At 42.1% G+C, this 26,933-nt stretch carries 34 protein-coding genes and 1 riboswitch; of the genes, 29 read left to right on the top strand and 5 right to left on the bottom strand.

Annotated features, from left to right (window positions below; translation table 11 throughout):
* Nucleotides 1–42: 42 nt before the first annotated feature.
* From racE to RFK25_RS02185, 14 genes are all read left to right on the top strand, one after another.
* Complete coding sequence (racE, locus tag RFK25_RS02250; protein WP_009910584.1) at nucleotides 43–837, top strand: glutamate racemase; 795 nt, start codon at nucleotides 43–45, stop codon at nucleotides 835–837.
* Nucleotides 834–1,844, top strand: a complete 1,011-nt coding sequence (locus RFK25_RS02245; RefSeq protein ID WP_332411198.1) for a nucleoside-triphosphate diphosphatase — start codon at nucleotides 834–836, stop codon at nucleotides 1,842–1,844. The genes racE and RFK25_RS02245 overlap by 4 nt, the downstream gene beginning before the upstream one ends.
* The gene (locus RFK25_RS02240; protein WP_332411195.1) at nucleotides 1,817–2,344 is read left to right on the top strand and encodes a metallophosphoesterase; all 528 of its coding nucleotides are present in this window, start codon (nucleotides 1,817–1,819) and stop codon (nucleotides 2,342–2,344) included. Before RFK25_RS02245 ends, RFK25_RS02240 begins: the two co-directional genes overlap by 28 nt.
* Nucleotides 2,341–2,799, top strand: a complete 459-nt coding sequence (cbpB, locus tag RFK25_RS02235) for a cyclic-di-AMP-binding protein CbpB (protein ID WP_105109820.1) — start codon at nucleotides 2,341–2,343, stop codon at nucleotides 2,797–2,799. The genes RFK25_RS02240 and cbpB overlap by 4 nt, the downstream gene beginning before the upstream one ends.
* Entirely contained in the window at nucleotides 2,796–3,527 is a 732-nt protein-coding gene (gene xerD, locus RFK25_RS02230; protein ID WP_332411186.1) for a site-specific tyrosine recombinase XerD, read from the top strand. The genes cbpB and xerD overlap by 4 nt, the downstream gene beginning before the upstream one ends.
* Nucleotides 3,527–4,246 (top strand): segregation/condensation protein A, encoded by a 720-nt coding sequence (locus tag RFK25_RS02225; protein ID WP_332411183.1) that lies wholly within the window; start codon nucleotides 3,527–3,529, stop codon nucleotides 4,244–4,246. The genes xerD and RFK25_RS02225 overlap by 1 nt, the downstream gene beginning before the upstream one ends.
* On the top strand, nucleotides 4,230–4,799 hold the full coding sequence (scpB, locus tag RFK25_RS02220) for an SMC-Scp complex subunit ScpB (RefSeq protein ID WP_024412995.1): 570 nt from the start codon (nucleotides 4,230–4,232) through the stop codon (nucleotides 4,797–4,799). Before RFK25_RS02225 ends, scpB begins: the two co-directional genes overlap by 17 nt.
* Nucleotides 4,789–5,523, top strand: coding sequence for a pseudouridine synthase (locus RFK25_RS02215; protein WP_332411176.1), 735 nt, complete (start codon nucleotides 4,789–4,791; stop codon nucleotides 5,521–5,523). The genes scpB and RFK25_RS02215 overlap by 11 nt, the downstream gene beginning before the upstream one ends.
* Nucleotides 5,520–5,759, top strand: a complete 240-nt coding sequence (gene yidD, locus RFK25_RS02210; protein WP_332411172.1) for a membrane protein insertion efficiency factor YidD — start codon at nucleotides 5,520–5,522, stop codon at nucleotides 5,757–5,759. The genes RFK25_RS02215 and yidD overlap by 4 nt, the downstream gene beginning before the upstream one ends.
* Before the next feature lie 335 nt (nucleotides 5,760–6,094).
* Nucleotides 6,095–6,640 carry a tRNA (cytidine(34)-2'-O)-methyltransferase gene (locus tag RFK25_RS02205; protein WP_332411169.1) on the top strand — a complete coding sequence of 182 codons (546 nt, stop codon included), beginning with the start codon at nucleotides 6,095–6,097 and terminating at the stop codon, nucleotides 6,638–6,640.
* A 521-nt stretch (nucleotides 6,641–7,161) separates the two neighbouring features.
* Nucleotides 7,162–8,682, top strand: a complete 1,521-nt coding sequence (locus RFK25_RS02200) for an AAA family ATPase (RefSeq protein ID WP_332411166.1) — start codon at nucleotides 7,162–7,164, stop codon at nucleotides 8,680–8,682.
* A 3-nt stretch (nucleotides 8,683–8,685) separates the two neighbouring features.
* Nucleotides 8,686–9,567: an RloB family protein gene (locus tag RFK25_RS02195; RefSeq protein ID WP_332411163.1), complete on the top strand. Its 882-nt coding sequence runs from the start codon at nucleotides 8,686–8,688 to the stop codon at nucleotides 9,565–9,567.
* Nucleotides 9,568–9,857: 290 nt separating this feature from the next.
* Nucleotides 9,858–10,073, top strand: a riboswitch (FMN riboswitch).
* 59 nt (nucleotides 10,074–10,132) lie between these two features.
* Entirely contained in the window at nucleotides 10,133–10,690 is a 558-nt protein-coding gene (locus RFK25_RS02190; protein ID WP_332411160.1) for an ECF transporter S component, read from the top strand.
* 23 nt (nucleotides 10,691–10,713) lie between these two features.
* Nucleotides 10,714–11,367: a phosphatase PAP2 family protein gene (locus tag RFK25_RS02185; RefSeq protein WP_332411157.1), complete on the top strand. Its 654-nt coding sequence runs from the start codon at nucleotides 10,714–10,716 to the stop codon at nucleotides 11,365–11,367.
* Nucleotides 11,368–11,560: 193 nt separating this feature from the next.
* On the opposite strand, the gene RFK25_RS02180 is transcribed toward RFK25_RS02185, so the two are convergent.
* The 3 genes from RFK25_RS02180 to RFK25_RS02170 all read right to left on the bottom strand — a co-directional run bounded on the left by RFK25_RS02180 (nucleotide 11,561) and on the right by RFK25_RS02170 (nucleotide 14,323).
* Nucleotides 11,561–13,360 (bottom strand): acyltransferase family protein, encoded by a 1,800-nt coding sequence (locus RFK25_RS02180; protein ID WP_332411155.1) that lies wholly within the window; start codon nucleotides 13,358–13,360, stop codon nucleotides 11,561–11,563.
* Nucleotides 13,350–13,772: a hypothetical protein gene (locus tag RFK25_RS02175; RefSeq protein ID WP_172050701.1), complete on the bottom strand. Its 423-nt coding sequence runs from the start codon at nucleotides 13,770–13,772 to the stop codon at nucleotides 13,350–13,352. The genes RFK25_RS02180 and RFK25_RS02175 overlap by 11 nt, the downstream gene beginning before the upstream one ends.
* Before the next feature lie 134 nt (nucleotides 13,773–13,906).
* A complete protein-coding gene (locus RFK25_RS02170) occupies nucleotides 13,907–14,323 on the bottom strand; it encodes a low molecular weight protein-tyrosine-phosphatase (protein ID WP_332411151.1) in 417 nt (138 codons plus the stop codon).
* 157 nt (nucleotides 14,324–14,480) lie between these two features.
* Here RFK25_RS02170 and RFK25_RS02165 point away from each other — a divergent pair, with 157 nt between their 5' ends.
* Nucleotides 14,481–15,002, top strand: a complete 522-nt coding sequence (locus tag RFK25_RS02165) for a Dps family protein (RefSeq protein WP_332411148.1) — start codon at nucleotides 14,481–14,483, stop codon at nucleotides 15,000–15,002.
* Nucleotides 15,003–15,276: 274 nt separating this feature from the next.
* Here the strand turns inward: RFK25_RS02165 and RFK25_RS02160 are convergent, their stop codons facing one another.
* Entirely contained in the window at nucleotides 15,277–15,483 is a 207-nt protein-coding gene (locus tag RFK25_RS02160) for a CsbD family protein (RefSeq protein WP_172003207.1), read from the bottom strand.
* A 237-nt stretch (nucleotides 15,484–15,720) separates the two neighbouring features.
* Between RFK25_RS02160 and RFK25_RS02155 the strand changes: the two genes are divergently transcribed.
* The 14 genes from RFK25_RS02155 to RFK25_RS02090 all read left to right on the top strand — a co-directional run bounded on the left by RFK25_RS02155 (nucleotide 15,721) and on the right by RFK25_RS02090 (nucleotide 25,103).
* Nucleotides 15,721–16,599 (top strand): ABC transporter ATP-binding protein, encoded by an 879-nt coding sequence (locus tag RFK25_RS02155; RefSeq protein WP_332411140.1) that lies wholly within the window; start codon nucleotides 15,721–15,723, stop codon nucleotides 16,597–16,599.
* A complete protein-coding gene (locus RFK25_RS02150) occupies nucleotides 16,596–17,327 on the top strand; it encodes an ABC transporter permease (RefSeq protein WP_332411138.1) in 732 nt (243 codons plus the stop codon). Before RFK25_RS02155 ends, RFK25_RS02150 begins: the two co-directional genes overlap by 4 nt.
* An 8-nt stretch (nucleotides 17,328–17,335) precedes the next feature.
* A complete protein-coding gene (locus RFK25_RS02145) occupies nucleotides 17,336–18,181 on the top strand; it encodes a sensor histidine kinase (RefSeq protein WP_332411135.1) in 846 nt (281 codons plus the stop codon).
* A complete protein-coding gene (locus tag RFK25_RS02140) occupies nucleotides 18,159–18,416 on the top strand; it encodes a hypothetical protein (RefSeq protein WP_332411133.1) in 258 nt (85 codons plus the stop codon). The genes RFK25_RS02145 and RFK25_RS02140 overlap by 23 nt, the downstream gene beginning before the upstream one ends.
* Complete coding sequence (locus RFK25_RS02135; protein WP_332411131.1) at nucleotides 18,413–19,015, top strand: response regulator transcription factor; 603 nt, start codon at nucleotides 18,413–18,415, stop codon at nucleotides 19,013–19,015. Before RFK25_RS02140 ends, RFK25_RS02135 begins: the two co-directional genes overlap by 4 nt.
* A gap of 105 nt (nucleotides 19,016–19,120) precedes the next feature.
* The gene (locus RFK25_RS02130) at nucleotides 19,121–19,339 is read left to right on the top strand and encodes a YqgQ family protein (RefSeq protein ID WP_332411129.1); all 219 of its coding nucleotides are present in this window, start codon (nucleotides 19,121–19,123) and stop codon (nucleotides 19,337–19,339) included.
* A 50-nt stretch (nucleotides 19,340–19,389) separates the two neighbouring features.
* Complete coding sequence (locus tag RFK25_RS02125; RefSeq protein ID WP_332411231.1) at nucleotides 19,390–19,725, top strand: rhodanese-like domain-containing protein; 336 nt, start codon at nucleotides 19,390–19,392, stop codon at nucleotides 19,723–19,725.
* A 71-nt stretch (nucleotides 19,726–19,796) separates the two neighbouring features.
* Complete coding sequence (locus RFK25_RS02120) at nucleotides 19,797–20,558, top strand: serine protease (RefSeq protein ID WP_332411127.1); 762 nt, start codon at nucleotides 19,797–19,799, stop codon at nucleotides 20,556–20,558.
* 71 nt (nucleotides 20,559–20,629) lie between these two features.
* On the top strand, nucleotides 20,630–21,169 hold the full coding sequence (rsmD, locus tag RFK25_RS02115; RefSeq protein WP_332411125.1) for a 16S rRNA (guanine(966)-N(2))-methyltransferase RsmD: 540 nt from the start codon (nucleotides 20,630–20,632) through the stop codon (nucleotides 21,167–21,169).
* Nucleotides 21,159–21,647 carry a pantetheine-phosphate adenylyltransferase gene (gene coaD, locus RFK25_RS02110; protein ID WP_332411122.1) on the top strand — a complete coding sequence of 163 codons (489 nt, stop codon included), beginning with the start codon at nucleotides 21,159–21,161 and terminating at the stop codon, nucleotides 21,645–21,647. The genes rsmD and coaD overlap by 11 nt, the downstream gene beginning before the upstream one ends.
* Nucleotides 21,634–22,683 (top strand): SepM family pheromone-processing serine protease, encoded by a 1,050-nt coding sequence (locus RFK25_RS02105; protein WP_332411119.1) that lies wholly within the window; start codon nucleotides 21,634–21,636, stop codon nucleotides 22,681–22,683. The genes coaD and RFK25_RS02105 overlap by 14 nt, the downstream gene beginning before the upstream one ends.
* 142 nt (nucleotides 22,684–22,825) lie before the next feature.
* A complete protein-coding gene (locus RFK25_RS02100; RefSeq protein WP_332411118.1) occupies nucleotides 22,826–23,467 on the top strand; it encodes a YutD family protein in 642 nt (213 codons plus the stop codon).
* 8 nt (nucleotides 23,468–23,475) lie between these two features.
* Nucleotides 23,476–24,588, top strand: a complete 1,113-nt coding sequence (gene rlmN, locus RFK25_RS02095) for a 23S rRNA (adenine(2503)-C(2))-methyltransferase RlmN (protein ID WP_332411116.1) — start codon at nucleotides 23,476–23,478, stop codon at nucleotides 24,586–24,588.
* Nucleotides 24,585–25,103 (top strand): VanZ family protein, encoded by a 519-nt coding sequence (locus tag RFK25_RS02090; protein WP_332411114.1) that lies wholly within the window; start codon nucleotides 24,585–24,587, stop codon nucleotides 25,101–25,103. The genes rlmN and RFK25_RS02090 overlap by 4 nt, the downstream gene beginning before the upstream one ends.
* A gap of 1,004 nt (nucleotides 25,104–26,107) precedes the next feature.
* On the opposite strand, the gene nadE is transcribed toward RFK25_RS02090, so the two are convergent.
* Complete coding sequence (nadE, locus tag RFK25_RS02085; RefSeq protein WP_332411113.1) at nucleotides 26,108–26,932, bottom strand: ammonia-dependent NAD(+) synthetase; 825 nt, start codon at nucleotides 26,930–26,932, stop codon at nucleotides 26,108–26,110.
* Between the last annotated feature and the right edge of the window lies 1 nt (nucleotide 26,933).

Here is a 26,933-nt window from a genome sequence, read left to right as displayed (position 1 = left end):
GAAAAGAAAGGCTAGTCAGATTTTCTGGCTATTCTCAGTATTATGGATAATCGACCAATAGGTTTTTTAGATTCAGGTGTGGGGGGATTAACGGTTGCGCGTGAGTTAATGCGCCAACTTCCCCATGAAGAAATCGTTTATATCGGAGATTCGGCACGGGCACCATATGGACCACGTCCAGCAGAACAAATCAGAGAATATACTTGGCAATTGGTCAATTTCCTTTTGACAAAAAATGTAAAAATGATTGTCTTTGCCTGCAATACGGCAACAGCGGTAGCCTGGGAAGAAGTCAAGGAAAAGTTGGATATTCCTGTTTTGGGTGTTATTTTACCAGGTGCTTCGGCAGCTATTAAGGCAACGCAAACTGGTAAGGTTGGTGTCTTAGGAACGGCTATGACCATTCAATCAGATATTTATCGACAAAAGATTCAGGCCCTTTCTCCAGAAACGCAGGTAGACAGCCTAGCCTGTCCCAAATTTGCACCACTGGTTGAGTCCAATAGCCACCAATCCAGTCTTGCCAAAAAGGTTGTTTATGAGACACTTCGGCCACTTGTTGGGAAAGTGGACACCTTGGTTTTGGGGTGTACCCATTATCCACTTCTCCGTCCCATTATCCAGAATGCCATGGGCAAGGATGTCAAGTTGATTGACAGTGGGGCAGAATGTGCGCGAGATATTTCTGTTTTATTAAATTATTTTCAAATCAACCGCAGCCGTACCGAAAAGGATATTCAGCACAGATTTTACACAACAGCTAGTCCGGCAGCTTTTAAAGAAATAGCTGAAAGCTGGATGGGCATTGATATTCATGTGGAGCATGTAGAACTATGACAGACAAGATATACGAATACAGAGATGAACACAATTGGTTTATCGGAAAAGCCAGCTTTGCCAATCTATTTGGTTCATTTGGTGAAAATGGCAGAGAGCAGGAAATTTACCAGATTGGTCAATTATTTGACAAACTGATTGCTGGTAATTATGAAGATGAGAATTTTAACCAGTGTGTCAATATTGAGGTGATTAAACTTCAGTCTGAATTTGCCCTCTTTCAATTTGCCTGTGATGTTTTGAATGAGTTAAACAATAGACAGTTCAAGGCCCTCCAACACCAAGGTGCTATCTTAGTGACCGAGGGAGATAAGCTATTCCTGGTTCATTTGCCAAAAGATGGAGTAGTTATGTCCGATTTCTTCGGTCAAGACAAGGGGTTGGCAAGCGTGGGAGATAGCATCTTGATTGCCACCAAAAATGAAGGTAAGACTAAGGAATTCCGTAAGTTTTTTGAGCGCTTTGGCTACCAAGTTGAGAACCTCAACAACTATCCTGACCTGCCAGATGTAGCAGAAACAGGGATGACTTTTGAGGAAAATGCACGGCTCAAGGCTGAAACCATAGCAGAGCTGACAGGCAAGATGGTCTTAGCTGATGATTCAGGCTTGAAGGTTGATGCGCTTGGCGGACTGCCAGGGGTCTGGTCTGCCCGTTTTTCAGGTCCTGACGCCACAGATGAGCTCAATAATGCCAAGCTCTTGCATGAATTGGCCATGGTATTTGAACTGAAAGATCGTTCGGCACAATTCCATTGTACTCTGGTCATGGCTGCTCCAAATCGTGATAGTTTGGTGGTCGAAGCAGACTGGGAAGGCTTTATCGGAATGGACCTCCGTGGGGAAAATGGGTTTGGATATGATCCACTTTTCCTCGTCGGTGAAACAGGTAAGACCTCGGCAGAATTGACCTTAGAAGAAAAAAATCAGATTTCCCACCGTGCACAAGCACTAGAAAAATTAGTGGAGGCATTTCCAGTATGGCAGGAGCAAGCAAAACAATCCTAGTCATGAGTGATTCTCATGGGGACAGACAGATTGTAGAAGAGATTAGAAACCACTATCTTGGCAAGGTCGATGCTATCTTTCACAATGGTGATTCGGAGCTGGACAGTCAAGATAGTTTGTGGGATGGGATCCAAGTGGTCAATGGCAACTGCGACTACTTTGGTGGCTACCCTGACCAGCTCATTACTCAATTGGATGGTGTGACCATTGCCCAAACCCATGGACACCTCTATGGCATTAACTATGGCTGGCAACGCTTGGATTATTGGGCACAGGAAGTGGATGCGGATATTTGTTTGTATGGGCATTTGCATGTACCTGATGCGGAAGTGCGTGGCAAGACCCTCTTCCTCAATCCTGGCTCCGTTAGTCAACCTCGTGGTTTGGTCAGAGAATGTCTCTATGCTCTTGTGACTATCTATGATGATCACTTCCATGTGGATTACTACAACCGACAGCACCAACTTTACCCAGCATTGACAAAGGATATTTCAAGATGATTGCACGAGAATTTGAGGCCTTTTTATTGGACCAAGAAGAAACCTTCTTGACACCAGCAGATAAATTGGCTGTTATTATCGATACCCATAATATTGATCATGCTAAATTGTTGCTCAGCCACATGACTTATTCCCGCGTACCAGTGGTAACAGAAGACGGCCGATTCTTTGGAACCATTGGCTTGACGGAAATCATTAAATACCAGGCTGAGCATGAGTTATCAGACGATGAATTGAACACGGATATTTCACTGATTGCAAAGACGGATGTAGAAACGGTAGGTTTGGATTATGATTTGACAGAAGTCATGCGCAAGCTAGTTGATCAGTCCTTCCTACCAGTTCTTGGAGAAAACAGGGAATTCCTTGGCATTATTACCCGTAAATCTATTCTGAAAGCCATCAATGCGCTCTTGCATAATTTTCCCTTGGCATCAAAAGAAGGCAAGAAATGAAGCAGGCTATAGGAGAGTTTATCCAGACTAAAAAGGTAAGTGTCAACAGTCAAAAATCCTATACTTATGACCTACAGCAATTTGTGGAGTTGACCAAGGGCGACATAGATCAGCAGTCACTCTTGCTTTATCAGCAGTCCCTGCTAGACTTGAAACCTGCAGCTCAGAGAAGAAAGCTATCGACGGTCAATCAATTTCTCTACTTTCTTTATGAAAGAGGGCACTTGGACAGGTTTTACAAGCTACAGGCCATGGCAGGACCGGCTCGTGTCAAAAAGAAGTTGGAAAGCGAAGACCTGTCTTTACTCTTTCAAGAAAGTCCTTGGCTGGAGGGCCAGCTTATCGCACTTTTGATAGCATATTTAGGTTTGACGCCTAGTGAAATAGCAGAGCTGACCAGCCAGCAGATCAATTTGGATTTTCAAGTCTTGACAGTAGAGAAAGGTGTGACCAAGCGTGTTCTGTCCATTCCCAAGGAATTAGTTGGCTATCTTGAAGGGCATCTGACAGGGCACTATGTCTTTGACAAGAAAGGACAGACCTATTCTCGCCAATGGTTTTTCAATCGTTTGACCGAATTTGTTCAATCCATTGGGAAGTCGGATTGGACCGCTCAAAAATTGCGAGAACAGTACATTCTAGCTCAAATCAGAGAAGGAAAATCCCTGGACCAAATCGCCAAGCAGTTGGGACTAAAAACAAGCATGAGTTTGGAAAAATTTAGATAATGGATATAAAATTAAAAGATTTTGAAGGCCCCTTGGATCTCTTACTGCATCTGGTGTCCAAGTATCAAGTAGACATTTACGAGGTTCCGATTACGGAAGTCATTGAACAATATCTGGCCTATATTGCGACCTTGCAAGCCATGCGCTTGGAGGTGGCAGGAGAGTATATGGTCATGGCCAGTCAATTGATGGTCATTAAAAGCCGGAGGCTCTTGCCAAAAGTCGTTGAACAGACAGATCCTGAGGACGACCCAGAAATGGACCTCTTGGACCAGTTGGAAGAGTACCGTAAGTTTAAGCTCCTCAGCGAAAAACTGGGAGAGCAGCATGATGAACGTGCCAATTATTTTTCAAAACCTAAGCTGGACTTGATTTATGAGGATGTCCAGCTGGCTAAAGATAAGACTGTCATCGATATTTTCCTTGCCTTTTCTAAGGTCATGGCTGAAAAACAGGCTAGCCTTCGTCAGTCACATGCAACCATTGCTCGTGATGAGTATAAAATCGAAGACATGATGGACCTTGTCCGTAGTCGTTTTCAAGTTGCTCCCCGCATTGAACTACATCAGCTTTTTCAGGAAAGCCAGGATATCAATGAAGTGATCACTATTTTTCTTGCCACCTTGGAGTTGGTCAAGGTTCATGAGATTATCTTGGAACAAAAGGAAACTTTTGGAGATATTTATCTAGTAAGGAGTGAAGATGAATCGCTTAGCTGAAATCGAAGTCCTGCTTTTTGTGGCAGGTGAGGATGGCTTGAGTTTACGCAATTTGGCTGAAATGTTGGAATTGCAGCCGACAGCTGTTAGTCAGCAATTAGAGAAACTCAGTGAAAAATACATGGCCGACCAGGCATCAGGCTTGGCTCTCTTAGAATCCTCCAATCGCTACAAGTTGGTCACCAAAAAAGAATATGCAAATCTTCTGCGTATCTATGCAAAAACACCAATCAATCAGACCATGTCACGAGCCCTTTTAGAAACCTTGTCAATCGTAGCCTATAAGCAACCTATCACACGGATTGAAGTTGATGATATTCGCGGGGTTAATTCCAGCGGTGCCATCAGTAAATTGCAGGCCTTTGACCTCATTCGTGAGAATGGGAAGAAAGAGGTACTTGGCAGACCCAATCTTTATGTCACAACGGATTATTTTCTGGATTACATGGGGATTAACAGTCTAGAAGAATTGCCTGATGTATCAGAACTTGACTTGGTGGAGCAAGAAACCGAGCTATTCCTAGAAAGAAATGAGTTAGAAAATGAGAATTAACAAATACATTGCCCACGCTGGTGTAGCCAGTCGTCGTAAGGCAGAAGAATTGATTAAGCAAGGTCGTGTTACCGTCAATGGTCAAGTTGTCCGTGAGTTGGCAACGACTATTAAGTCTGGAGATATTGTAGAAGTAGAAGGGCAACCAATCTACAATGAAGAGAAGGTTTACTACCTCCTCAATAAACCACGTGGAGTTATTTCCAGCGTGTCAGATGACAAGGGAAGAAAGACCGTTGTGGACTTGTTACCGACTGTAAAAGAGCGGATTTATCCTGTTGGTCGTTTGGACTGGGATACGTCAGGGGTCTTGATTTTGACCAATGACGGTGATTTTACGGATGAGATGATTCACCCTCGAAATGAGATTGATAAGGTTTACTTGGCGCGTGTCAAAGGAGTTGCCAATAAGGAAGTACTCCGTCCCTTGACCCGAGGTGTCGTCATTGATGGCAAGAAAACCAAGCCAGCTGTTTATGAGATTATCAAGGTTGACCCTGTAAATAATCGTTCTGTGGTTGAGTTGACTATCCATGAAGGACGTAATCATCAGGTTAAGAAGATGTTTGAAGCCGTTGGTCTGCAGGTGGACAAGCTTTCTCGTACACGCTTTGGGAATTTGGACCTGACTGGTTTGCGTCCAGGTGAATACCGCAAACTTAATAAGAAAGACATCAGTAAACTGCATACCTTAGCAGTAACAAAACCGGTGAAGAAAAAATGACCAAGCTCCTTATAGGCTTAGTCAGGTTTTACCAGAAATGCATTTCTCCCCTCTTTCCACCTTCCTGTCGCTATCAGCCGACTTGTTCAAGTTACATGACAGAGGCCTTACAGAAACATGGAATCAAGGGATTTTTGATGGGCTTGGCTCGAATTGGTCGCTGTCATCCCTTTGTAGATGGAGGCTTGGATCCTGTTCCAGAGAAATTTAGTTTAAAGAGAAATTGTGAAAAGTAGGGTCACCTACTTTTTCTTCTAGTCTGGTAGGAAGTTTAAACTTTCTGGACTTGATTGGGGGATGGGAGGGGATTAGTAAAGCTGTCGATCTATTTTTGTATTGGACGGAAGCTTGAGTTACTTTTGCCTTATTTTAAAAAAATAAGGCAAAAGTCTTGATTTTCAGCCTTTTTTAAGTTACAATAGAAATACGATTTCATTGATTTAACTCAAACCTGTTGTGAGTTAAGTGAATGAATCATCATTCACCATGCTGTTTGCTGAGCTTGACTCCGGGCAGTGTGGCTATTTTTTTGTCCGAATAATCACTGCCCTAGTTTGAGGAAATAAAAAGTATGAATATTGAAGAATTACAGTACACTGAAGAAACCGCAACAAACCATATTGTTCTGTTTGAGCCACAAATTCCCCAGAATACAGGAAATATCGCTCGAACCTGTGCCGCGACCAACAGCCCCCTCCATATCATCAAACCCATGGGCTTTCCCATTGATGACCGTAAGATGAAGCGTGCAGGTTTGGATTATTGGGATAAGTTGGATGTTCGTTTCTATGAAAATCTGACAGAATTTATGGACTATGCAAGTAAGCATGGTCGAGTTCATTTGGTGTCTAAGTTTGCGGATAAAACTTATTCGGAAGAAAGCTATCAAGATGGTATTCACTTTTTTCTCTTTGGTCGTGAAGATAAGGGCTTACCGGAAGAATTTATGCGAATTCATCCCAAAAAAGCCATTCGCATCCCCATGAATGATGAGCATGTTCGTAGTCTCAATGTCTCAAATACGGTATGTATGATTGTCTACGAAGCCCTTCGTCAGCAAAACTTTGTGGGCTTGGAGTTGGTCCATACCTATGAAGAGGATAAATTGAAGAGCTAGTAGTTCCTGTCTATCGGTTGCTTTCGACCTCTCTTAATATAGATGTAGTCTAGTAAGTGATGAGACGGATATAAGGAAGTTGGCCTGGATGATTTCAGGGGTTGGCTTATATTTTAGAGGGAGCTTTGCTGATGTATTCCAAGTAGCTGATTAATTTACTAATTGTAGAGTAGAGTCGTCAGAAACCATAATTAGTATTAGTGGTAAAACTAAAGATAATAAAACAGTATTGAAGAAAGATTTGTATTATAGGCTTTCGTCAATTTTATATTTTAAAGTGTCTTTTTTAATGGAACACTCAGAGGGATCCATTTTTATTTAAGGTGCAATGTATTGAAAATATATATAATCACTTGCAAGGATATACTGTTGTTTTGCAAATTTATTCTTATAAGAAAGTCGATAAAATCGATTTTTTCACGTATAAATCATGGTTTGATGTAAATATTCTGGGAAAAATGGTATAATACAGGAGAGTAATACGAAAAAATCGTAACTTATTTTACTATAGGAGGATGAATATGCTTATCAATTTCTCGGTTGAAAATTTTTTAACCTTTGATAAAATAGTCAGTTTAACAATGAAAACAGGGACTAGTCGTCAACATCCAGAAAATATTTATGAAAATGATGTCATTAATCTACAACGTTTTACTGCGATTTACGGAGCCAATGCTTCGGGGAAAACTGGTTTATTTAAAGCAATTGAATGTTCTTGGAAAATGATCATTTTTGGAATTGATGAATTTATAGGTATCCAGAATTTTGCCCATGCAGGAAATATCAAAAATAAGGAGAGGCGTACTAGATTTGAGTATGATATCAAGATCGGTGAAAGGTTGTATAGCTATGGTTTTGCAATGATATTAAGCAAACGAAGAATTACAGAGGAATGGCTATATGACATCACAGATAAAAAAGAGGAACTTATTTACTCTCGCCAGCTTAAGCAAGGGGAAGAAGCAGAATGGTCTATAGATCAAAATATTTCAGAGCTTGTCAACTCTAGACCACAGTATGTAATTGAAGTAAACATGCACTATTTGTCCCTTAAAGAAGAGGATAAGAAGCGTTTAGACATCTATATTGAGGATGGCTCTAAGCTACCCTCACGGTTACTACTTAACTATCTGTCTAATGACAAGGACAAGCTAATTTCGGATACAGGAGCAAGTGTTTTTTCGGATGTTTATTCTTGGTTTCGCAATACTTTGCAAATTGTCTCTGTTAATGATGCAGTTCCTCCAGAGTACTTTGGCAAGAATTCCTGGGTGCATGAATCCTACCAGAAAGAAATTATTCAGTTTCTAAATGAGAATGGAACAGGAATCATAAACCTTGAAAAAATCAAGCTTGACGGTCAGCCGGAGAGAATTTCGAATGAAGCAATGGTCGGAATTGAACAATTATTGAACGATAGACATGATTTATTTAGTAGTGTGATAGAGAGGCTAACTTCTTTTTCGGATGATGTAGCTAACTCGTATATATCCCAAGATGAGGATTTGAGAGATTACAGACAAACAAAAATCGCTAAATTACCGTTTCAGCAGAAGCAAGCTATATACCTCTTTGAACTGCCAAAAGGTCAGGACCAGTTAGATATTTACGAATTAAGATTCCAGCATGAAGGATTAAAGTATCCAATGTCGCTTGAGGATGAATCCGATGGAACACGTCGCCTAGTTGAGCTTTTCAATATCATCCATAACCAAGAAGAGAAGGTCTATATTGTTGATGAAATTGATCGAAGTTTGCACCCTATATTAGCTTTTGATTTTGTTGAGCGCTTTTTGGCAAAAGAGCCTAAAAATAGTCAGGTTATAGCAACAACCCATGAAGACCGTTTATTAGATCAAAGCCTGCTACGCCGAGATGAGATTTGGTTCATGGAAAAGGATGAGACAGGTAGTAGTCAGTTGTATTCTTTGGAGGAATTTAAAGAGCGGAAGGATCGGGATATTTTGCGAGCCTACTTGGGAGGACGGTATGGAGCTATCCCTAAGTTGAAAAAGGCAATTGAGGATAAAGGAAGGAAGTAGGATATGGGATATAAGACGACCTCTTTCCGTATGGGTGAAGGTACACCACGTTATACACCTAGAAAATCAAATACCCGACAAGAGAACAGTTATGTATTCGTATTGGCCGAAGGAGCCGAGACAGAACCTATCTACTTCAAGGCTTTTTACAATCACCCTCGTATTAAAAATCGTGAAGTAATGTTTTTGAATCGTTTGAGGCAAGATACAGGCAGGTCAAATCCGTTGCAAATAGGACAAAGTATTTGCGATTTTTTTCAAGTTATTGAACAGGTTGAGGAGAGTGATCTCAAACTACTTGAAGGCTATCAAAAAAGTTTACGAAATGATCCACCTCTTCAAACAGCTCCAGATATATACAAAAGAATTAGCAAAATTTCTGAAAAATACAAGGGACAGAAGCTAATCAATCCAGAGGAGAATACCCTTCAGCAATTATCTGTCATTATTGCACTTTCTAAATATGACAAGGAAGTAGATACCATTTGTTTGATTGTGGATCGAGATAAGGAAAGCTTTACAGAACAGCAGTATGACCAACTAATAAAACTCTGCCAAAAGGAGGGGTTTGAGCTGGGGATTAGCAATCCTTGTTTTGAAGTTTATCTGTTAATGCATCTATCAGACTTAAGTTTAGTTAGTCTTGACGATTTGTTGGAAAATGCTAAAGAGGAAAACAGAACCTTGGCGGAGAGGTTATTACGTGAAGAAATGGGGAAACTGGGGGAGAATTTTTCAAAAAAATCCTATAATCCTCATTTCTTCATTGACCAATTTGAAGTTGGTCTTGCAAATAACATGGCTTATGCTCAAACAAATAAAGAGCTGAAAGGTAATGTAGGAAGTTCAGTGTTTTCTATTGTAGATAGGTGGTTAAACAATTAACAGTGTCAACTAGAGACTATTGATTGAGATATAGAAATTAAAACCTTTATTAAAATCAGTGATGTAAAGTAAAAAATTAGATCGTTATAAAGTATGGTTGGATTGTGTATATTCTTAAGGGAGAGAACTTTAGAATGTTATGTTCAGTCTATCGTAGTTGTACCAGTCAATACCTTCTTCATTTGTTGGATAAGACAATCTGTTTTATTTGGTGTAGAGTATTAACTATCAAGTCCCACGGTCTTCAAATACCAAAGCCTTGCACTTGCAGGGCTTTTTTGGTATGATGAAAGAGTCTTCAGGGCAGGGTGAGATTCCCGACCGGCAGTGTAAAACGTGGCTATTTTGTTTTAAGACTAGGCAGCGATTCGAAGACTATACTGAATGTATGTCGAGATGAGTTAACGCAGTATTAGAACAAAATAGACCGTTGGTAGTCTGCGAGCGCAAGCTGATGTGGTGCAATTCCACAACCGACAGTATAGTCTGGATGGGAGAAGACGAAGTGTAGTTCTTTTGACCTGCCTTCCAAGCTTCTTCAATTTTCACAATTGGAGGAACCTTTATGACAAACACACGAAAAATGACGATTATCGCCATTCTTTCAACCCTTTCATTTCTACTGATGTACTTGAAATTTCCCTTAATTCCAACGGCAAGTTTCTTGGAAGTAGATTTTTCACTGGTACCAATATTATTTGGTTTGCTTATCTTAGATGTAAAGTCTAGCTTTGCTATTCTTTTGATTCGGACCCTTCTCAAATTGATTCTGAACAATCAAGGACCGTCAACCATTATTGGCCTGCCGATGAATATTGCAGCCATGTCGGTTTTTATCTTGGCAGTGGCTTATTTATGGAAAAATGACCAAACTGTCAAAAATTATGTAAAAACAGCAGGGGTAGCTACACTCGGTTCAACCCTTGCCATGCTTGTCTTGAACTATGTCTATGCAGTACCTTTGTATGCAGCCTTTGCAAACTTTGATATTAAGGAAACCTTAGGATTGACCAATTACCTACTCTTTATGGTCTTGCCATTTAATCTCTTGCAAGGAATTGTTCTTTCCATTGTTTTTTATATTTGCAACAAAGCAGCTCAGCCTATTTTAAAGAAAGTTTAACTTTTTTAAAGTAAACTATACCTATGAAAAATAAACAAATCCATTTACGAAACGCGTCTTTCTTTGCTCTAGCCTTTGTATTTTTAGGCTATATAGCCAAGTTTTACCCAAGTAGCTTAACTGGTTTTGACTCAGCTATCCAATCCGCTATTCGCGGAAATCTTTCTAGTGGAGCGACTCAGTTTTGGACTTCTATTACTGTCATCGGGAACACAGTAATTATTTTGGCGATTACCCTTATCTTGTCTGCTATCTTTTTCTATTATAAAAAGTGGAAGATAGAGGCCTATTTCTTACTTGCTAGTTTTGCGGCAATGGGGGTGGCATCAACAGCCCTGAAATATGTCTACCAACGCCCGCGACCTAGTATCGAATGGCTAATTGATACTATCGGTTATTCATTCCCAAGCTGGCATACTGCCTCAACCATGATGATTGCAGGAGCAGTAGTGATTGTTATCCAACAACGCATGAAGCAAGGATTGGCAAAACTTGTTCTACAAGTTGGTTTGATTATCCTAGCAGTTTTAGTGGCTCTTTCTCGAATCTATATCGGAGTCCATTATCCGACAGATATTATCGGAGGGTGGCTCCTAGCCCTCACTCTCTTGCAAGTCATGTATCCATTTTATGACCAAAAACGCTTTGAATGGCGTTTCCAAAGTAAACAGAAATAGTTGTATTTTGTGTCCCCTATCCGAAGGATGGGGGATTTTTGCTCTATTGGCCTTTATTCTGTGAAGTGGTGTAGGAAAAGTCTAGCATGGTTTGTATAGTGCCTTAAAGTCAAAGATATTGATTAGAGTATTAGATTATCTCGAACAATAAAAAATTCTCCTGTAATCCAAAGTTACAGAAGAATTTTTTATTTTAGTTTTTAATGGGTCCATTTTCTACAGCTTTGATAGCTTGACTGATAGTTTGGGCAAAAATTTCTGCACCGTTATTATCGATGTTGAAATGAACCAAGTCGGAGTTATACCAAATGGGTGGATTGTCCAGAGAGGCCTGGTACCAATCTGCAATTGAAATATAATCGTATGTATCAGCCAACTCTTTTTCATATTGACCTGTTTGGTAAGAAATAGAATTACTTGGACTAAAGTTACCATCGTATGGTGTCACGAAAATGAGGCGACGTCCTTTAGGAAAGTCCTTGACTAATTTGTCCAAAATCTCTTGGTAATTATCGCTTGTATTGGTACCCAGGGCGACGATAACCGTTTCTTTCAAGCTATTATTCTGTTGGTAGAGCTTAATCAATTTTTCAATCTCTGTTAGATTTCGACTGACTGTTCCATCTATTTGAATTCCTGGGATAGCTTCTTGAAGTGCCGTACTTGCTCGAACAGTAACAGAATCTCCAAACATGGTTACACCCTTTTGAATATCGAAGCTAGATACCTTTGAGTTTTCAGCTGCTGAACGAGTGGTTGCCAGCTGGGTTTGGGCTTGGTAGAGGCTACTAATCATATTCTCTTGCTCAAAGCTTCCAAGTCGTGGTGCAAAGAGGCAGATTGCTAGACTAAGTACAGTGAGGAAGCCTAAACTACCAGACAACCATTTTTTATAGGGTTTGAGGTCAATTGCAAGCCCAAACAATTTCCCTACTCTTCCTGCGACAAAGGGTTCGAGGAGATAGGTTGAAATAGTTGCTAGAATGACGGAGAAGATAAAAGACAAGATAGCAGCAGTCGTAGCGTTGCTTAGTTGAGTAAAGATAATCAATAGTGGCCAATGGAAGAGATAGATACCGTAGGAAATTGCTGCTAAGAATTGAACGAAGCCAGGTTCCTTAATGCTTTCTGTTTTTTCATGAAGAACACGCGCTGCGAAAATCATGGCAACAGTTGCCAGGCTAGATAAGAGGAAACCAATCAGGTAGGTCCAAATAGAACTAAATTGCAGGGTAAATAGTAGGATCAGTTCGATTGCCAATCCACCTACAAACAGTCCGAGGACCTTCTGTAAGCTAAGTGTCTGAATAGTTTGCTGGAAGGCAGCGGATGTATGACCAATACCTGCTATAGTTGCTAGGATAGCACCCAAAAAGAAGGGGAAGGTATGGGTAAAAGTCGAATAATAGATAGATGAGAAGTTGTCCACGAAGAAACTGGATATAAACATTCCAAGGAAGGTGAGGACAAATAGGCTGAGGGAGGTTAAGAAAATCGTTCCACGAAGTTGTCCAACACTTTTGGATATCCGAGCTAGAAGCCAAACCAAGCCGGCCCAGAAGATGTAGAATTGGACTTCAATAGCCAGTGTCCAGGTGTGAACAAATAGATGAGGCGTAAATTGATTTTCATAGCTACCACCAGACAGGATTTCAAAGAAATTGGTCATAAAGCCCAGAGCAGCAGTGACCTGACCACCAATGTTGGCAAGGAAATCATTTCGAATAAGGAGGGCCAAAGGTAGCACCAACAGAACGGTTAAAACCAAAGGTGGTAGGATCCGATACAATCTTCTTCGGAAAAAGGAGATAAGATCAATTTTTTTATGCTTTGAAAACTCATCAATCAAGAGGGCTGTCGTTAGATAGCCAGATAGGGTGAAGAAAAGGTCCACCCCAACAAATCCACCTGGAAAAATCTTGATGAAGAAATGGTAGAGGAGAACAAAGGATAGACCGATGACACGAATTGCAGATAACCATTTAATTTTCATTTTGATAAATCCCCTGTTTAAATCTTCCTTCGTAAATGGCCTGTCCTTCGGTTGTTAATTTACCTTTGCCATCAGCATAACCATTTTTGAATTCGCCAACGTAAACCCAGCCACTAGCAGACTTATAGGTTCCTTGACCGTGAAAAATGCCATTTTTGAATTGTCCCTGGTAGCTGTCACCATTTTCAAAAGTCAGTTGACCTTGACCATTCATTTTGGAAGCGACCACATAGCCATTGTATTGTAATTTACCATTGTCTAAGGTCAAGGCCTGCTTATTTCCAATCCGACCTGTAAAAACAGATAAGGCACAAATCAAAATCAGTAGAAGAGAAAGTACTTCTACTTTTCTACGTGTGAAGAAACGGGAAACATCTTCCAATGTTAATCGTTTGTTTGTTAACTCTTTCATAGATAAACCCTTTCGATATAATCTACTGGATTTTTAAAACCCTTCTTTCTAGCATAAAACAAAAGCGTATCAATCCAGTCAGAAATAGTTTACCATTTTCTTACAAATATTACAAAAATATTACACGGGAGATATTATAATTTTTCTAACCAATCCTGACAACCCTGTTTGACTAGACGATAGGTTTCGTCAAAATCACCTGTGTACCAAGGGTCTGGGACTGATTTTTCGGCGAACTGGAAAATCTTATCTTGGGCATGGGCAGGGGCCATTTTCCGTAAATCACGGACATTGTTACTGTCCATTCCAATGATGACATCAAATTCTTCAAAATCTGCTTGGGAGATTTGTTGAGAAGTTTTGGTTTGGTCGTAGGGAATATTGTGTTGCTTGAAAATCTTTTGTGTACCTGGGTAGATGGGATTGCCGTGTTCCCAACTGGATGTTGCCCGACTTTCAATGTGCAGGCTATCAGTTAAATCTTTCATGACAAATTCTGCCATGGGACTGCGACAGATATTACCTAAGCAAACAAAAACGATTTTTTTCATAGAGAACTCCTTTTTTCTTTTATTATATCATTTATGTGGTGTAACTTTCTTAGATATGTTACAAAATTAGAACTTTTCTAATATAAGGTATATTTCTTGATTTTTAGGATGTCTTTATTTATAATAATTATAAATAAAAAATAAAAAGGGGAACACTATGAAACAAAAGTATTTTCAAACACCAGCAGAAATTGCTTCCTTCAGCCCACGTCAATCAGTAGCATTGGCTGATACAAAGGCAGTTTTGAATCAGGCAGTAGCAGATTTATCAGTAGCCCATTCTATCCTCCATCAAGTTCATTGGTATATGCGTGGTCGTGGCTTTATGATTTGGCATCCAAAGATGGATGAATATATGGATGAGTTGGATGGATATTTGGATGAGATGAGTGAACGTTTGATCACCTTAGGTGGGGCACCATTTTCTACCCTTAAAGAGTTTAGTGAAAATAGTCAGCTCAAGGAAGTTCCTGGTGACTACACTGTAACGATGGAAGAGCATTTGGCGCGTGTGGTAGAGGTGTTCCGCTATTTAGCAGCTCTTTTCCAGAAGGGATTTGATGTCAGCGACGAAGAAGGTGACAGCGTAACCAACGACATTTTCAATGTGGCTAAGGCAAGTATTGAAAAACATATTTGGATGTTGCAGGCAGAACTTGGTCAAGCTCCTAAGTTGTAAACAGATGAAGGGTCCAGTAGGACTCTTTTTTGCTGCATATACGATAGTCGAATGAATTTGCAATTAGACAGGGGTGGAAAACCCATGCAAAGCAAGACACTAATGAAGAGTGTAGCAAGTTGAAAGTGATTATGTCTCGAAGCGAATATATCATGATTAAATAGTGAGCGAAATAGATTTCGACTGAACAAAAATAACACCCCAGAAGTTAGATTTTTCTATCTACCTTTTGGGGTGTGGTTCAGTGACACAAGGCTTTTCCATAGCCTTGTGCTTATTCCTTATCAAAGGCTTTCTTGATACCGTCAACAGCACCTTCAATGCCATCTTTTGCATCTTCAACTAATTCTTTAGCCTTACCTAGACCTTTTTCCACAAGTCCTTCGACTTCAAGGCCTTTATCGCCTGTTAATTTGCCCAAGCCTTCTTTGACAGAACCTGCCAATTGGTCGAGTTTTGCATTCAATTTATCTTCTGACATAAGAAACCTCTTTTTTCTGCGTCAAGGGTGGTCGCCCACCAAGTTATTCTACTATGTAGAACATGTTGATATATCTATACTAAGATAAAATCCAGCAAAAGGCAAGAAATTTGCTTGGATTATGGTCTGCTGATAATGACATTTGTCACATGAGTTAATGACAAAGGCTTCTAGTGCGGGCTTCATTTTCGAGATATACTGTCTATGTAAGATGTTCAAGAAGTAGGAGGTAGAAAGATGATAGAAGTACAAGCACTAGAAAAAATCATCAAAGGACGGACGATTTTGTCCAATATTTCCTTTGAAATCAAGTCAGGAGAATGTGTGGCTTTGATTGGTCCAAATGGGGCTGGAAAAACGACCCTCATGTCCTGTTTGTTGGGAGATAGGAAGGCGATGAAAGGCCAGGTTTTGTTGGATAGTCTGGCTCCACAGGCTCGGTCCAATAAAGAAACGGTAGCAGTCTTACCACAAGAAAATGCTATCCCGACAGACCTGAAGGTCAAGGAATTGCTCCGCTTTTTCCAAGCTATCTACAAGGACAGTCTGACAGATGTGGAAATCGACAGCCTGCTCTGCTTTTCCCCAGAGCAAAAAAATCAACTGGCCGGCAAGCTATCGGGTGGTCAGAAGCGGCTCTTGGCTTTCGTCATCTGCCTGATTGGCAAGCCCAAGTTGCTTTTCTTGGACGAGCCGACGGCGGGTATGGATACTTCGACCCGCCAGCGTTTTTGGGAGATTGTCCATGAACTCAAGGCTCAGGGTGTGACTATTTTTTATACCAGCCACTATATCGAGGAAGTGGAGCATACGGCGGAGCGGATTTTGGTCTTGCACCAGGGGCGGTTACTAAGAGATACCACGCCATTTGCCATGCGAAGTGAGGAGCAAGAAAAAGAAGTGACTTTGCCGATTGCCTTTGCGGCGGTGGTGGAGAGCTTGGCTGAAATCAATGAAATCAGCTATAAACAAGACACGGTCAGCTTCAAGACCCGAGCCATTGAGCAGGTTTGGGCTAGTTTGCAGGAGGCAGGTTGTCGGATTTCAGACCTGGAAGTGCAGAACAAAACCCTGCTCAACAGCCTATTTGACAAGACGAGGGAGGAAGAATCATGAAAGCATTAGTTCAAGTAGAGGCGGTAAAATTATCCAGAAGTTTGGGAGTTTTTCTCCTGTCTATCGGTATGCCCGTCATCTTTTTCCTGATTTTTTCATCAACGGTCCAGTTTGATGATGCAGCCATGCAAAAGGCCTTTATCCAGTCCTATATGCTGACTATGACAGGCTTTTCCATGTCGGGCTTTGCCCTTTTCACCTTTCCCATGATGCTGGCAGAGGACAGAAAGAATAGCTGGTTGACCTTTATCCAGCATTCGCCTCTGCCAATCTGGCAATACTACCTGTCTAAACTGGTGCGGGTTTTACTCTGCTTCGTATCTTCCATTACCTTTGTCTTTGCGGTCGGAGGCTTGGTCAAGGGAGTAGACTTGTCAGCTCAGGAATGGGTCGTGTCCGCACTCATACTCCTTGTAACTTCTATCGTATTTCTAGCCATTGGCTTGCTCTTGGTGCAAATCCAGTCTGAACAGGCCATGTCCGTGGTGGCAAACTTGCTCTACTTTGTTCTGGCTATCATGGGTGGCTCTTGGATGCCTGTTTCCCTCTTTCCTGACTGGGTACAGCGGATATGTAAACTCATGCCCAGCTACCATGTCAATCAGCTGGTGACCACCTATGCTCAAGAGGGAGATTTTCTCTGGAAATCCTTGCTAATTGTCCTAGGCTATGCGATAATTTTCTTAGGAATTGCTCTAGTACTGAATAGAAAATCGGAGCAGCAGTGAGGTGACAGATGATATTTGAAAAAAGAAAGGTACCACTCATGTTCTTCGTGGGCATGGTCTTTCTCTATTTTCCCTTTTACTATGCCCAGTATAGTCCAAATCCGACGGCAGTGGTCCTAGCGACCATTCTCTTTGCTTTAGTCTATTGCTCCCTCTTTTACACTGACCACAAGCTTTATTCCATGCTGGCTTGGTTTTACCTGATTGGCTATATCGCCGTCATGAGTTTTTGGGGCAATCTGCAATTCTCCCTCTTTATCTTCAACCTGTCCAATATGCTGGGCTGGTATTATAAAGAGAATCGACCGACCTATCGGACGGTGTCCTACGGGATTTTGTTGCTGGCTATTATTCTTTGGGCTCTCTTTGGCCCTGTTCCTTTTGAGATGAGAGCCTTTGCACTTGTCATCCACTTTTTCGGCTTGGCCTTGCTAATTTTCAGCTGGATTGAGACCAAGCGGGAAGCTCTTCAGCAACGCCTACAGGAACAGAATGCGTCCATCAATCTCCTTCTGGCTGAGAATGAACGCAACCGTATCGGTCAGGACTTGCACGACACACTGGGGCATGTCTTTGCCATGCTGTCTGTCAAGGCTGAGCTGGTCCAGACACTTTTAGACCACGACCAGATTGACCAGGCCAAGAAGGAGGTGGCAGACCTTCAGACCTTGGCCAAGGACTCCATGCAGTGTCCAGTCCCTCAAGCAGCACACCGTGGCAGAGGAACTCCAGATTTTACAGCAGATGTTGTACTTGGCAGGAGTGGATTTGGTCGTCTTGGGCGGGGAAATAGCAGAGCAGCTCAGCTTGCCTGTCCAGAACAAGCTGGCTATGGTGCTGAGAGAGTTGGCTAATAACCTGCTCAAGCACAGCCAGGCAAGCAAGTGCCGTTTGATATTTGAAGAGGACCAGCAAGAATTGGTTGTATACTACGAAGACAATGGTGTGGGCTTTGCCCAGTTGACTGGTCAGGAATTGTATACCATAAAGGACAGGTTGGTAACGGTGAAAGGAAGTTTGGAATTTACCTCTCTAGCCAAGCCCACCCGCCTGTCCATCCGAATTCCGATTGAGGAGGTGGTAGAATGAGAATCTTAGTCGCAGAAGACCAAGCAATGCTGCGGGACGCCCTCTGTCAGCTCTTGGGCTTTCAAGATGCGGTTGAGGCTGTTTTACAGGCAGAAAACGGCAGTCAGGCCATTGCTCTTTTGGAAAAAGAGCCAGTAGATGTGGTGCTCTTAGATATAGAAATGCCTGAAAAGACGGGCCTGGATGTCTTGGAATGGGTGCGGGGGCAAGCCTTGCCTGTCAAGGTTGTCATCATGACCACCTTCAAGCGACCGGGTTATTTCGAGCGGGCGGTCAAGGCAGATGTGGATGCCTATGTGCTCAAGGAACGCTCCATCGCAGACCTCATGCGGACCATTGAAACGGTCTTGGCGGGGCGGAAGGAATATTCGCCAGAGTTGATGGACATTCTCCTAACCCAACGCAGTCCCTTGACAGCCCAAGAAAGTCAGCTACTTAAGCTGGTGGCAGATGGTTTGTCCAATAAGGAAATCGCCAGCCATCTCTACCTATCTGACGGAACGGTCCGCAACTACATGACCTCTATCCTGTCCAAGCTGGGTGCTGAAAACCGCACCGCTGCTGTTAAGGTGGCACAGGAAAAGGGCTGGATAGCATAACGAATGAGATTGGGCAAGAACCCAATCTTTTTTGGCTTAAAAAATGACAAGACCGATTGCGTTTTTGTATTGAAAATCTTCGGATATTCTGCTAAAATTTTATATATGAAACGACTATACGATGTGCAACAGTTGCTAAAACGTTTTGGTATAATCATCTATATGGGCAATCGCTTGTATGACATTGAGATGATGCAGATAGAGCTAAATCGTGTCTATCAGGCAGGTCTTCTGGATAGGTTGGACTACATGGAAGCCGAGCTGGTTTTGAGACGGGAACATCGTTTGGAATTAGAGTATCAGAAGTTGAAGGAGAGTAGATAGTGGAAGCCTTGTGGGTATTTCTCGTATTTGTTATTATTTTAGGTTCATGGATGGGCTTTAATTACTGGAGATTGCGTCGTGCAGCGACTGTGATTGATAATGCAGAATTTGCAGAGAAAATTCATGGTGGACAGTTGATTGACTTGCGTGATCCAAGTGAGTTCGGTCGCAAGCATATTCTGGGTGCCAGAAATATTCCCTACCAACAATTACGCCAATCAACAGCAGCTTTACGCAAGGACAAGCCTGTTTTGATGTATGAAAATGATCGTGGTCAGTTGGTTACGCCAGCAGCTCTTTACTTAAAGAAACAAGGTTTTAAGGAGATCTATATTTTAAGCTACGGTTTAAATGGCTGGAATGGAAAAGTAAAGACTGCCAAATAGGTCAGTACAGCACATTTAGTGGTAGAAGAGGTTAATTTTTCTGACCAATCAGATAGCATAAGGAACGAATGATGAATAGAAAATTTGAAAAATTGTCACCAGCAGAAGTGGGCATTGTTGCCTTTATGGTACTTGTCTTGCTGATTAGTTTAGTTGCAAGCTGGTATAAAGGAACTCAGACAAAAACGGAAACTTCGGTAGCTAGACAAGAACTTGTTAGCGAAGATCCTACCTATAAGGCGGCAGAAAATGCTGTGATTGCGCTTGAAGGAAATCCTAGCAAGGAGAAATTAGAAGTAGCTCAAGCTGCAGTTGATAAATTGAAATCGGCTATTAAAAAGCAAGAGCTACAGACCAGAATTGATAAGGTAAAGGTTGCAGCAGATAATTTGACGGATGCCCAGACTAAAGCTAGATTACAGGCTGAATTGATTAGGGCTGAGGCAGCTAAGAAATTAGAAGCTGAAAGGAATGGTTCCTCTGCAAGTTCGACTAGCAGTGAAGTGACAGAAGAGGTTGAAACAGCAACAAGCACGGTATCTGAAGAGGAAGTTTATCAAGAGGAGGCAACCTATCAAGAAGAAACGACTTATCAGGCAGAAACCAATACCTATATAGCTCCGGCGCAAAATACCTATAGTAGCCCAAATGCTACGACGACTTATACTCCACCTGCTAGCCAAGCAGACACAAGCACACCTCCTGTGTCCGAGGTCAGTGAAGCGCCCGTTACGGAAACACCAGTGACGGAAGCATCAACTGCTACTGAAACTAGCGCAGAAAGTCCAGTTGCAAGTGAAACGCCAGCAACATCATCTACAGATAATCCATAGATTAAAGGAGAGCAATCTCCTTTTTTAGTTTGATTGAGCCGTCCAGTCGTTTTTTTGTTATAATATTCTTTATGAGAATTGTATCAGGAATTTATGGCGGACGTCCGCTAAAAACTTTAGGAGGTAGGACGACTAGACCCACATCGGACAAGGTCCGTGGAGCCATGTTCAATATGATTGGTCCTTATTTTGATGGTGGTCGAGTCTTGGACCTCTATGCAGGAAGTGGCGGTTTGTCTATCGAGGCTGTTTCTCGCGGCATGGAGGCTGCAGTTCTGGTCGAGCGTGATCGGAGAGCGCAAGCCATTATCCGCGACAATATCCGCATGACCAAGGAAGATAGCAGGTTTCAGCTTTTATCCATGGAAGCCAAGCAGGCTTTGGCTCACTTGAGCGGATCCTTCGATCTGGTCTTTCTGGACCCTCCCTATGCAGCCGAGGACATCGTAGCAGATATCACTGAGCTGTGTCAGCGCCAGCTTTTGTCCCAAGAGGTCATGGTGGTTTGCGAAACGGATAAGGCCGTTTCTCTTCCGGAGGAAATAGCAGAGCTGGGCATTTGGAAGGAAAAAATCTATGGAATTAGTAAGGTAACCGTTTATGTCAGATAAGATTGGAATGTTCACAGGATCCTTTGACCCCATTACCAATGGGCATTTTGATATTATTGAGCGAGCAAGTGGCCTGTTTGATAAGCTTTATGTGGGTATTTTTTTCAATCCCAATAAAATAGGTTTATTTACAGGGCAGGAGCGTCTAGCCCTTCTACAAAAAGTTTTTGAGGGAAATGAGAAGATTGAGGTCTTTTTAGCTGGTCAGGAATTGGTGGTTGATGTGGCCCGTGAGCGACGGGTTAGTCATATCGTTCGTGGTCTGCGTAATGGAATTGACCTTGAATATGAAGCTAATTTTGACTATTTTAATCGCCAACTAGCTCCGGAACTTGAAACGGTTTATCTCATGTCTAAACCAGAGTATCGGAATATATCTTCTAGTCAAATCAGAGAATTGATTCATTATCAGCAAGATATTAGCCCCTATGTTCCCCAAGTTGTCAGTGAGGAGATAAAAAAGAATGAAGAAAAATAAAAAAATACTTCTGATTAGCTCTATTGTTTTAGGTACTCTATTGATCTGGTTTACGGTCTTTGTACCCCTACCATACTATCTGGAAAAGCCGGGTGGTGCTATGGATGTTCGTCAGGTATTGACAGTCAACGATAAGGTTGATGAAGAGGACGGTTCTTACAATTTTACCTATGTGTCAGTTCAGCAGGCTACGGCACTGCAACTCTTGGCAGCCCAGTTTGACCCATACACAAGTGTCAGTTCAGCTGAGGAGATGACAGGTGGGGCAGACAGCGAGGAATACTTCCGCATTGCCCAGTTCTACATGGAAACTTCACAAAATATGGCCAAGTACCAAGGTTTGACCTTGGCTGGCAAAGAGGTCAGCATGGATTTCTTCGGGGTTTACGTTCTAGCTTTGGCCGAAGATTCAACTTTTAAGGAAATTCTCAATATTGCGGACACTGTTGTCAGCATCAATGGAAAAACCTTTGAATCCTCACCAGACCTGATTAAATATGTCAGCAGTTTGGAATTGGGCAGTGATGTGACCGTTGGTTATGTAAGCGGTGGCCAGGAAAAATCAGCTGATGGTCAAATTATCAAACTCTCAAATGGTAAAAACGGGATTGGGATTACTCTTGTAGACCATACGGAAGTGAAGAGTTCAGTGCCGATTGAATTCCAAACAGGCAATATCGGTGGCCCAAGTGCTGGTCTCATGTTTACCCTTGCTATTTATACCCAACTGTCTGATCCAACCTTGCGTGATGGGCGTGTGATTGCAGGAACTGGAACCATTGAGCAGGATGGTAGCGTTGGTGATATTGGTGGAGCAGATAAGAAGGTATTATCTGCAGCCAAGGCTGGAGCAAGTATCTTCTTTGTTCCCAATAATCCAGTTGATGAAGAGATTTTGAAAGAGGATCCAACAGCTAAAACCAACTATGAAGAGGCTAAAGAGGCAGCTGAGAAGGCAGGGCTGGACATTGAAGTTGTACCTGTCAAGACAGCTCAGGATGCTATTGACTATTTGAAGAAAACAAAGGGCGAGTAATTCGTCCTTTTTGCTATTTCATTAAAATTGTCTGAAATTTCTTTGAAAACTTAAACTAGAAGAATTTCAAGTCAAATCGTGGTATAATAGTAGGGTTAGATAGAAATAAACTGTATGAAGAAATTATTAGATTGGAGGATTCATGAAAAAAGATATTTCACCAGAAATGTATAACTACAACAAGTATCCTGGACCAAGTTTTGCTCGTGTGGGGGATAAGGTTGTATCTGAAAATATTGAACTAGACCTTGTGGAAGACTATAAAGAGGCTTTTGACCAGACTATTTTCGGTCAGCGTTTTTCACAGTTGATGCTCAAGTTTGACTATATTGTCGGCGATTGGGGCAATGAGCAACTGCGTTTGAAGGGCTTTTATAAGGATGATAAGATAGTTAAGTCTGACTCTAAAATCAGTCGTTTGGATGATTATTTGACGGAATTCTGTAATTTTGGCTGTGCTTATTTCGTCTTAGCCAATCCAAATCCTCAGGACTTGCCTGCTGAGGAGGAAGACAGACCTCGTCGCAAGCGGAGTCGTTCACGCAATCGTAACAGAAATCAGCAGCGGACGGAGCCTATTGCGCCAAAAGAAATGAATGAAAATCGTAGTGTCCGTCAGAAAAAAGGGAAGCAGCAGAACAAGCAGTCAGAGCAACGTCATTTTACTATGAAAAATGCGGGTGCCAAGTCCAGCCAGACGGAGCGTAGTCAGAAGCGTGACCGCAAACAGAATAATCGAGAGATGAATGAGGCTAAGCGTAGCTTTGTCATCCGTCAGAAGTAGGGAGAATCATGAAACCATCAATTTATGCCTTTAGTCAAGCCAATCTAGTGGATTGGATTTTAGAAAATGGGGAAAAGAGATTCCGTGCGACACAGATTTGGGAATGGCTCTATCGTTCCCGTGTCCAGTCCTTTGCGGAAATGACCAACTTGCCTAAGTCTTTGATTGAAAAATTGGAAGAAAACTTTGTGGTCAACCCACTCAAACAACGGATTGTACAGGAGTCTAAGGACGGTACGATCAAATACCTATTTGAATTGCCAGATGGTATGTTGATTGAAACAGTTCTGATGCACCAGCATTATGGTCTGTCAGTCTGTGTAACCACTCAGGTAGGTTGCAATATCGGCTGTACCTTCTGTGCCTCAGGTTTGATTCCTAAGCAACGGGACTTGACCAGTGGTGAGATTGTGGCTCAGATTATGTTGGTACAGAAATACCTAGATGAGCGCAATCAGAATGAGCGCGTCAGCCATATTGTGGTTATGGGTATCGGTGAGCCACTTGATAACTACGATAATGTTATGACCTTCTTGCGAGTGGTTAATGACGACAAGGGCTTGGCAATCGGTGCCCGTCACATTACGGTTTCTACTTCTGGTTTGGCACCAAAAATCCGTGATTTTGCCCGTGAGGGTGTTCAGGTTAACCTGGCTGTTTCTCTCCATGCGCCAAATAACGACCTTCGTTCCAGCATCATGCGCATCAACCGCCGTTATCCAATCGAAGTATTGTTCGAGGCAATCGAGGACTATATCAAGGTGACTAATCGTCGTGTGACCTTTGAGTACATCATGCTTAATGAGGTCAACGATGGGGTTGAACAGGCGCAAGAATTGGCTGATTTGACCAAGAATATCCGCAAATTGTCTTATATCAACTTGATTCCATACAACCCGGTTAGTGAGCATGACCAGTACAGTCGTTCAACTAGAGAGCGGACCCTGGCTTTCTTTGATGTATTGAAGAAAAATGGGGTTAACTGTGTTGTTCGTCAGGAACATGGTACGGATATTGATGCGGCATGTGGACAGTTGCGTTCCAATACGCTCAAAAAAGATCGCGAAAAGGCGCGTGCTCGCATCGCCGCAGCAAAAGCCAAGGCAGGTATTCAGGCATGAGAAAAATCTTCCAAGCAGATGGGGATTTGACCAAGCTAGGAAGACAAATTTGTAAAACCTTAGCTGGGGCCTACGCTCTGGCTATTGTTTTACTCTGTTTTCTTCCTCAGTCCTGGTACCCTCAATACAAAGACTTCTCAACTCCAGGCATCATTCAGATTGGACGACTCTATCTACTCCCCACTCCCTTTAATAGTATTGTCAATGGTGATAAGGTAGATAGCCTGGCAGATTTAGGCTGGATATTCTTGCAGAATTTCACCAACATTTTTCTACTCTTCCCTCTGGTTTTTCTTCTCCTTTTCCTTTTTGAAAAATGGCGGAGCCTTGGAGCTGTTATTCATTATACCTTTTGCATGAGTCTGTTTATTGAGTCTACCCAGTTATTACTAGACCTACTCATTGATGCCCAGCGGGTATTTGAAGTGGATGACCTCTGGACAAATACACTTGGAGGTGTTTTGGCTTATCTCGTTTATAAATTAACGAAGAAATTAGTTGCTTGTTCCAAATAATGCTCGTTTTTTACTTTAAAAAAATCCTATATTTCCGATAGTTGTTTGTGTTTAACTGGTAGGGTCGATTTTATTTTGAAAGAATAGTGAAAAATATTTGAAAATACTTGACATTATGTAGGTTATGACTTATAATCATATGTAGTTTAAGAAGAGTTCAATTTATTTATGCCTACTTAGCAGTAGTTGGTTTCAAATTGTTCACTTTTTTAAGAAGTCCTTTTGAATAAAGAAAATTTTGTTCAAGCTAGGCAGAATAGAATACGGATCCCCTTATATCGTGCAATTCCTAAACTTAGGATTTTTCTATCCGTATTCGCATGTATCCTCTCGTCGTATTGTCTTCGAGAGGATTTTCTACCTGATAAAGCCACAACAAAAACCCCTGACGATTGAATATGGTCAGGGGTCAATTTTTATACTCAATGAAAATCAAAATCAGACTAGCTCCAAAGGTTCGGGGAACCTTTGGAGGTTGGAGATAGAGCGAACCTGTTCGCTACAACAAGGTTTGGGGCACCTTTGGAGGTTGGAAATAGAGCGAATCTGTTCGCTACAACAAGGTTTGGGGCACCTTTGGAGGTTGGAAATAGAGCGAATCTGTTCGCTACAACAAGGTTCGGGGAACCTTTGTAGGTTGGAGATAGAGCGAACCTGTTCGCTACAACAAGGTTCGGGGAACCTTTGTAGGTTGGAGCTAGAGCGAACCTGTTCGCTACAACAAGGTTCGGGGAACCTTTGGAGGTTGGAGCTAGAGCGAACCTGTTCGCTACAACAAGGTTCGGGGAACCTTTGTAGGTTGGAGCTAGAGCGAACCTGTTCGCTACAACAAGGTTCGGGGAATCTTAGTAGGTTGGAGCTAGAGCGAACATAGTTCGTATCGATATGATGTAGATAGAACGCTGTTCCTTTTATATTTCAAGGGAACAGGCTGAAAACCTCCACAGAAGCTTTTCAGTCATCAAATCAAGTCAACAAGGTCTGATTTTGATTTTCGAAGAGTATTATTTCCAAAAGTCATCAAAAATAGTGATTGGCAGGTGGCGTTTATGTGCTGTTTTCTTCCACCATCCTTCGATAATGGTGTGAGCTTGAGGGTCGATGGTTTTACCTTCGAGATAGTCGTCAATTTGGTTATAGGTAACACCAAGTGCGACTTCGTCAGCAAGGCCAGGTTTGTTTTCTTCTAAGTCTGCAGTAGGAACTTTGAGGTAGAGTTTTTCATCTGCCCCCAGTTCAGCTAGAAGTTGCTTACCTTGACGCTTGTTAAGGCGGAAGAGGGGCAGGATATCTGCACCACCATCACCGTGCTTGGTGAAGAAGCCGGTAATATTCTCGGCGGCATGGTCGGTTCCAATCACAGCTCCCTTGCGTTCGCCGGCAACTGCATATTGGGCAATCATACGCATGCGGGCTTTAGCATTTCCCTTATTAAAATCAGACATAGCAAGCCCATTTGCATTGACTGCAGCCACCATGGCATCTGTTGATTCTTTGATGTTGATGGTTAGGCTGACATCTGGTTGAATAAAGGCTAGGGCGGCTTGGGCATCAGATTCGTCAGCCTGCACACCGTAAGGGAGGCGGATTGCGATAAATTGATAAGAATCGTCACCTGTTTCCGCCCGCATTTCTTCCATGGTCAGCTGGGCCAAACGACCAGCCAAGGTTGAATCCTGTCCACCAGAAATGCCTAAGACATAGGTTTTTAAAAAGGGATGTTTTTTAAGGTATTCTTTGAGAAAGTCGATGGAGCGACGGATTTCTTCATTTGGGTCAATGCTTGGCTTGACACCTAGTTCCTTGATAATGGTTTCTTGTAGGGTCATT

The organism is Streptococcus sp. SS-4456, from assembly GCF_036680365.1.
Taxonomy (GTDB): domain Bacteria; phylum Bacillota; class Bacilli; order Lactobacillales; family Streptococcaceae; genus Streptococcus.
This window is presented reverse-complemented; position numbering and strand designations above follow the sequence as displayed.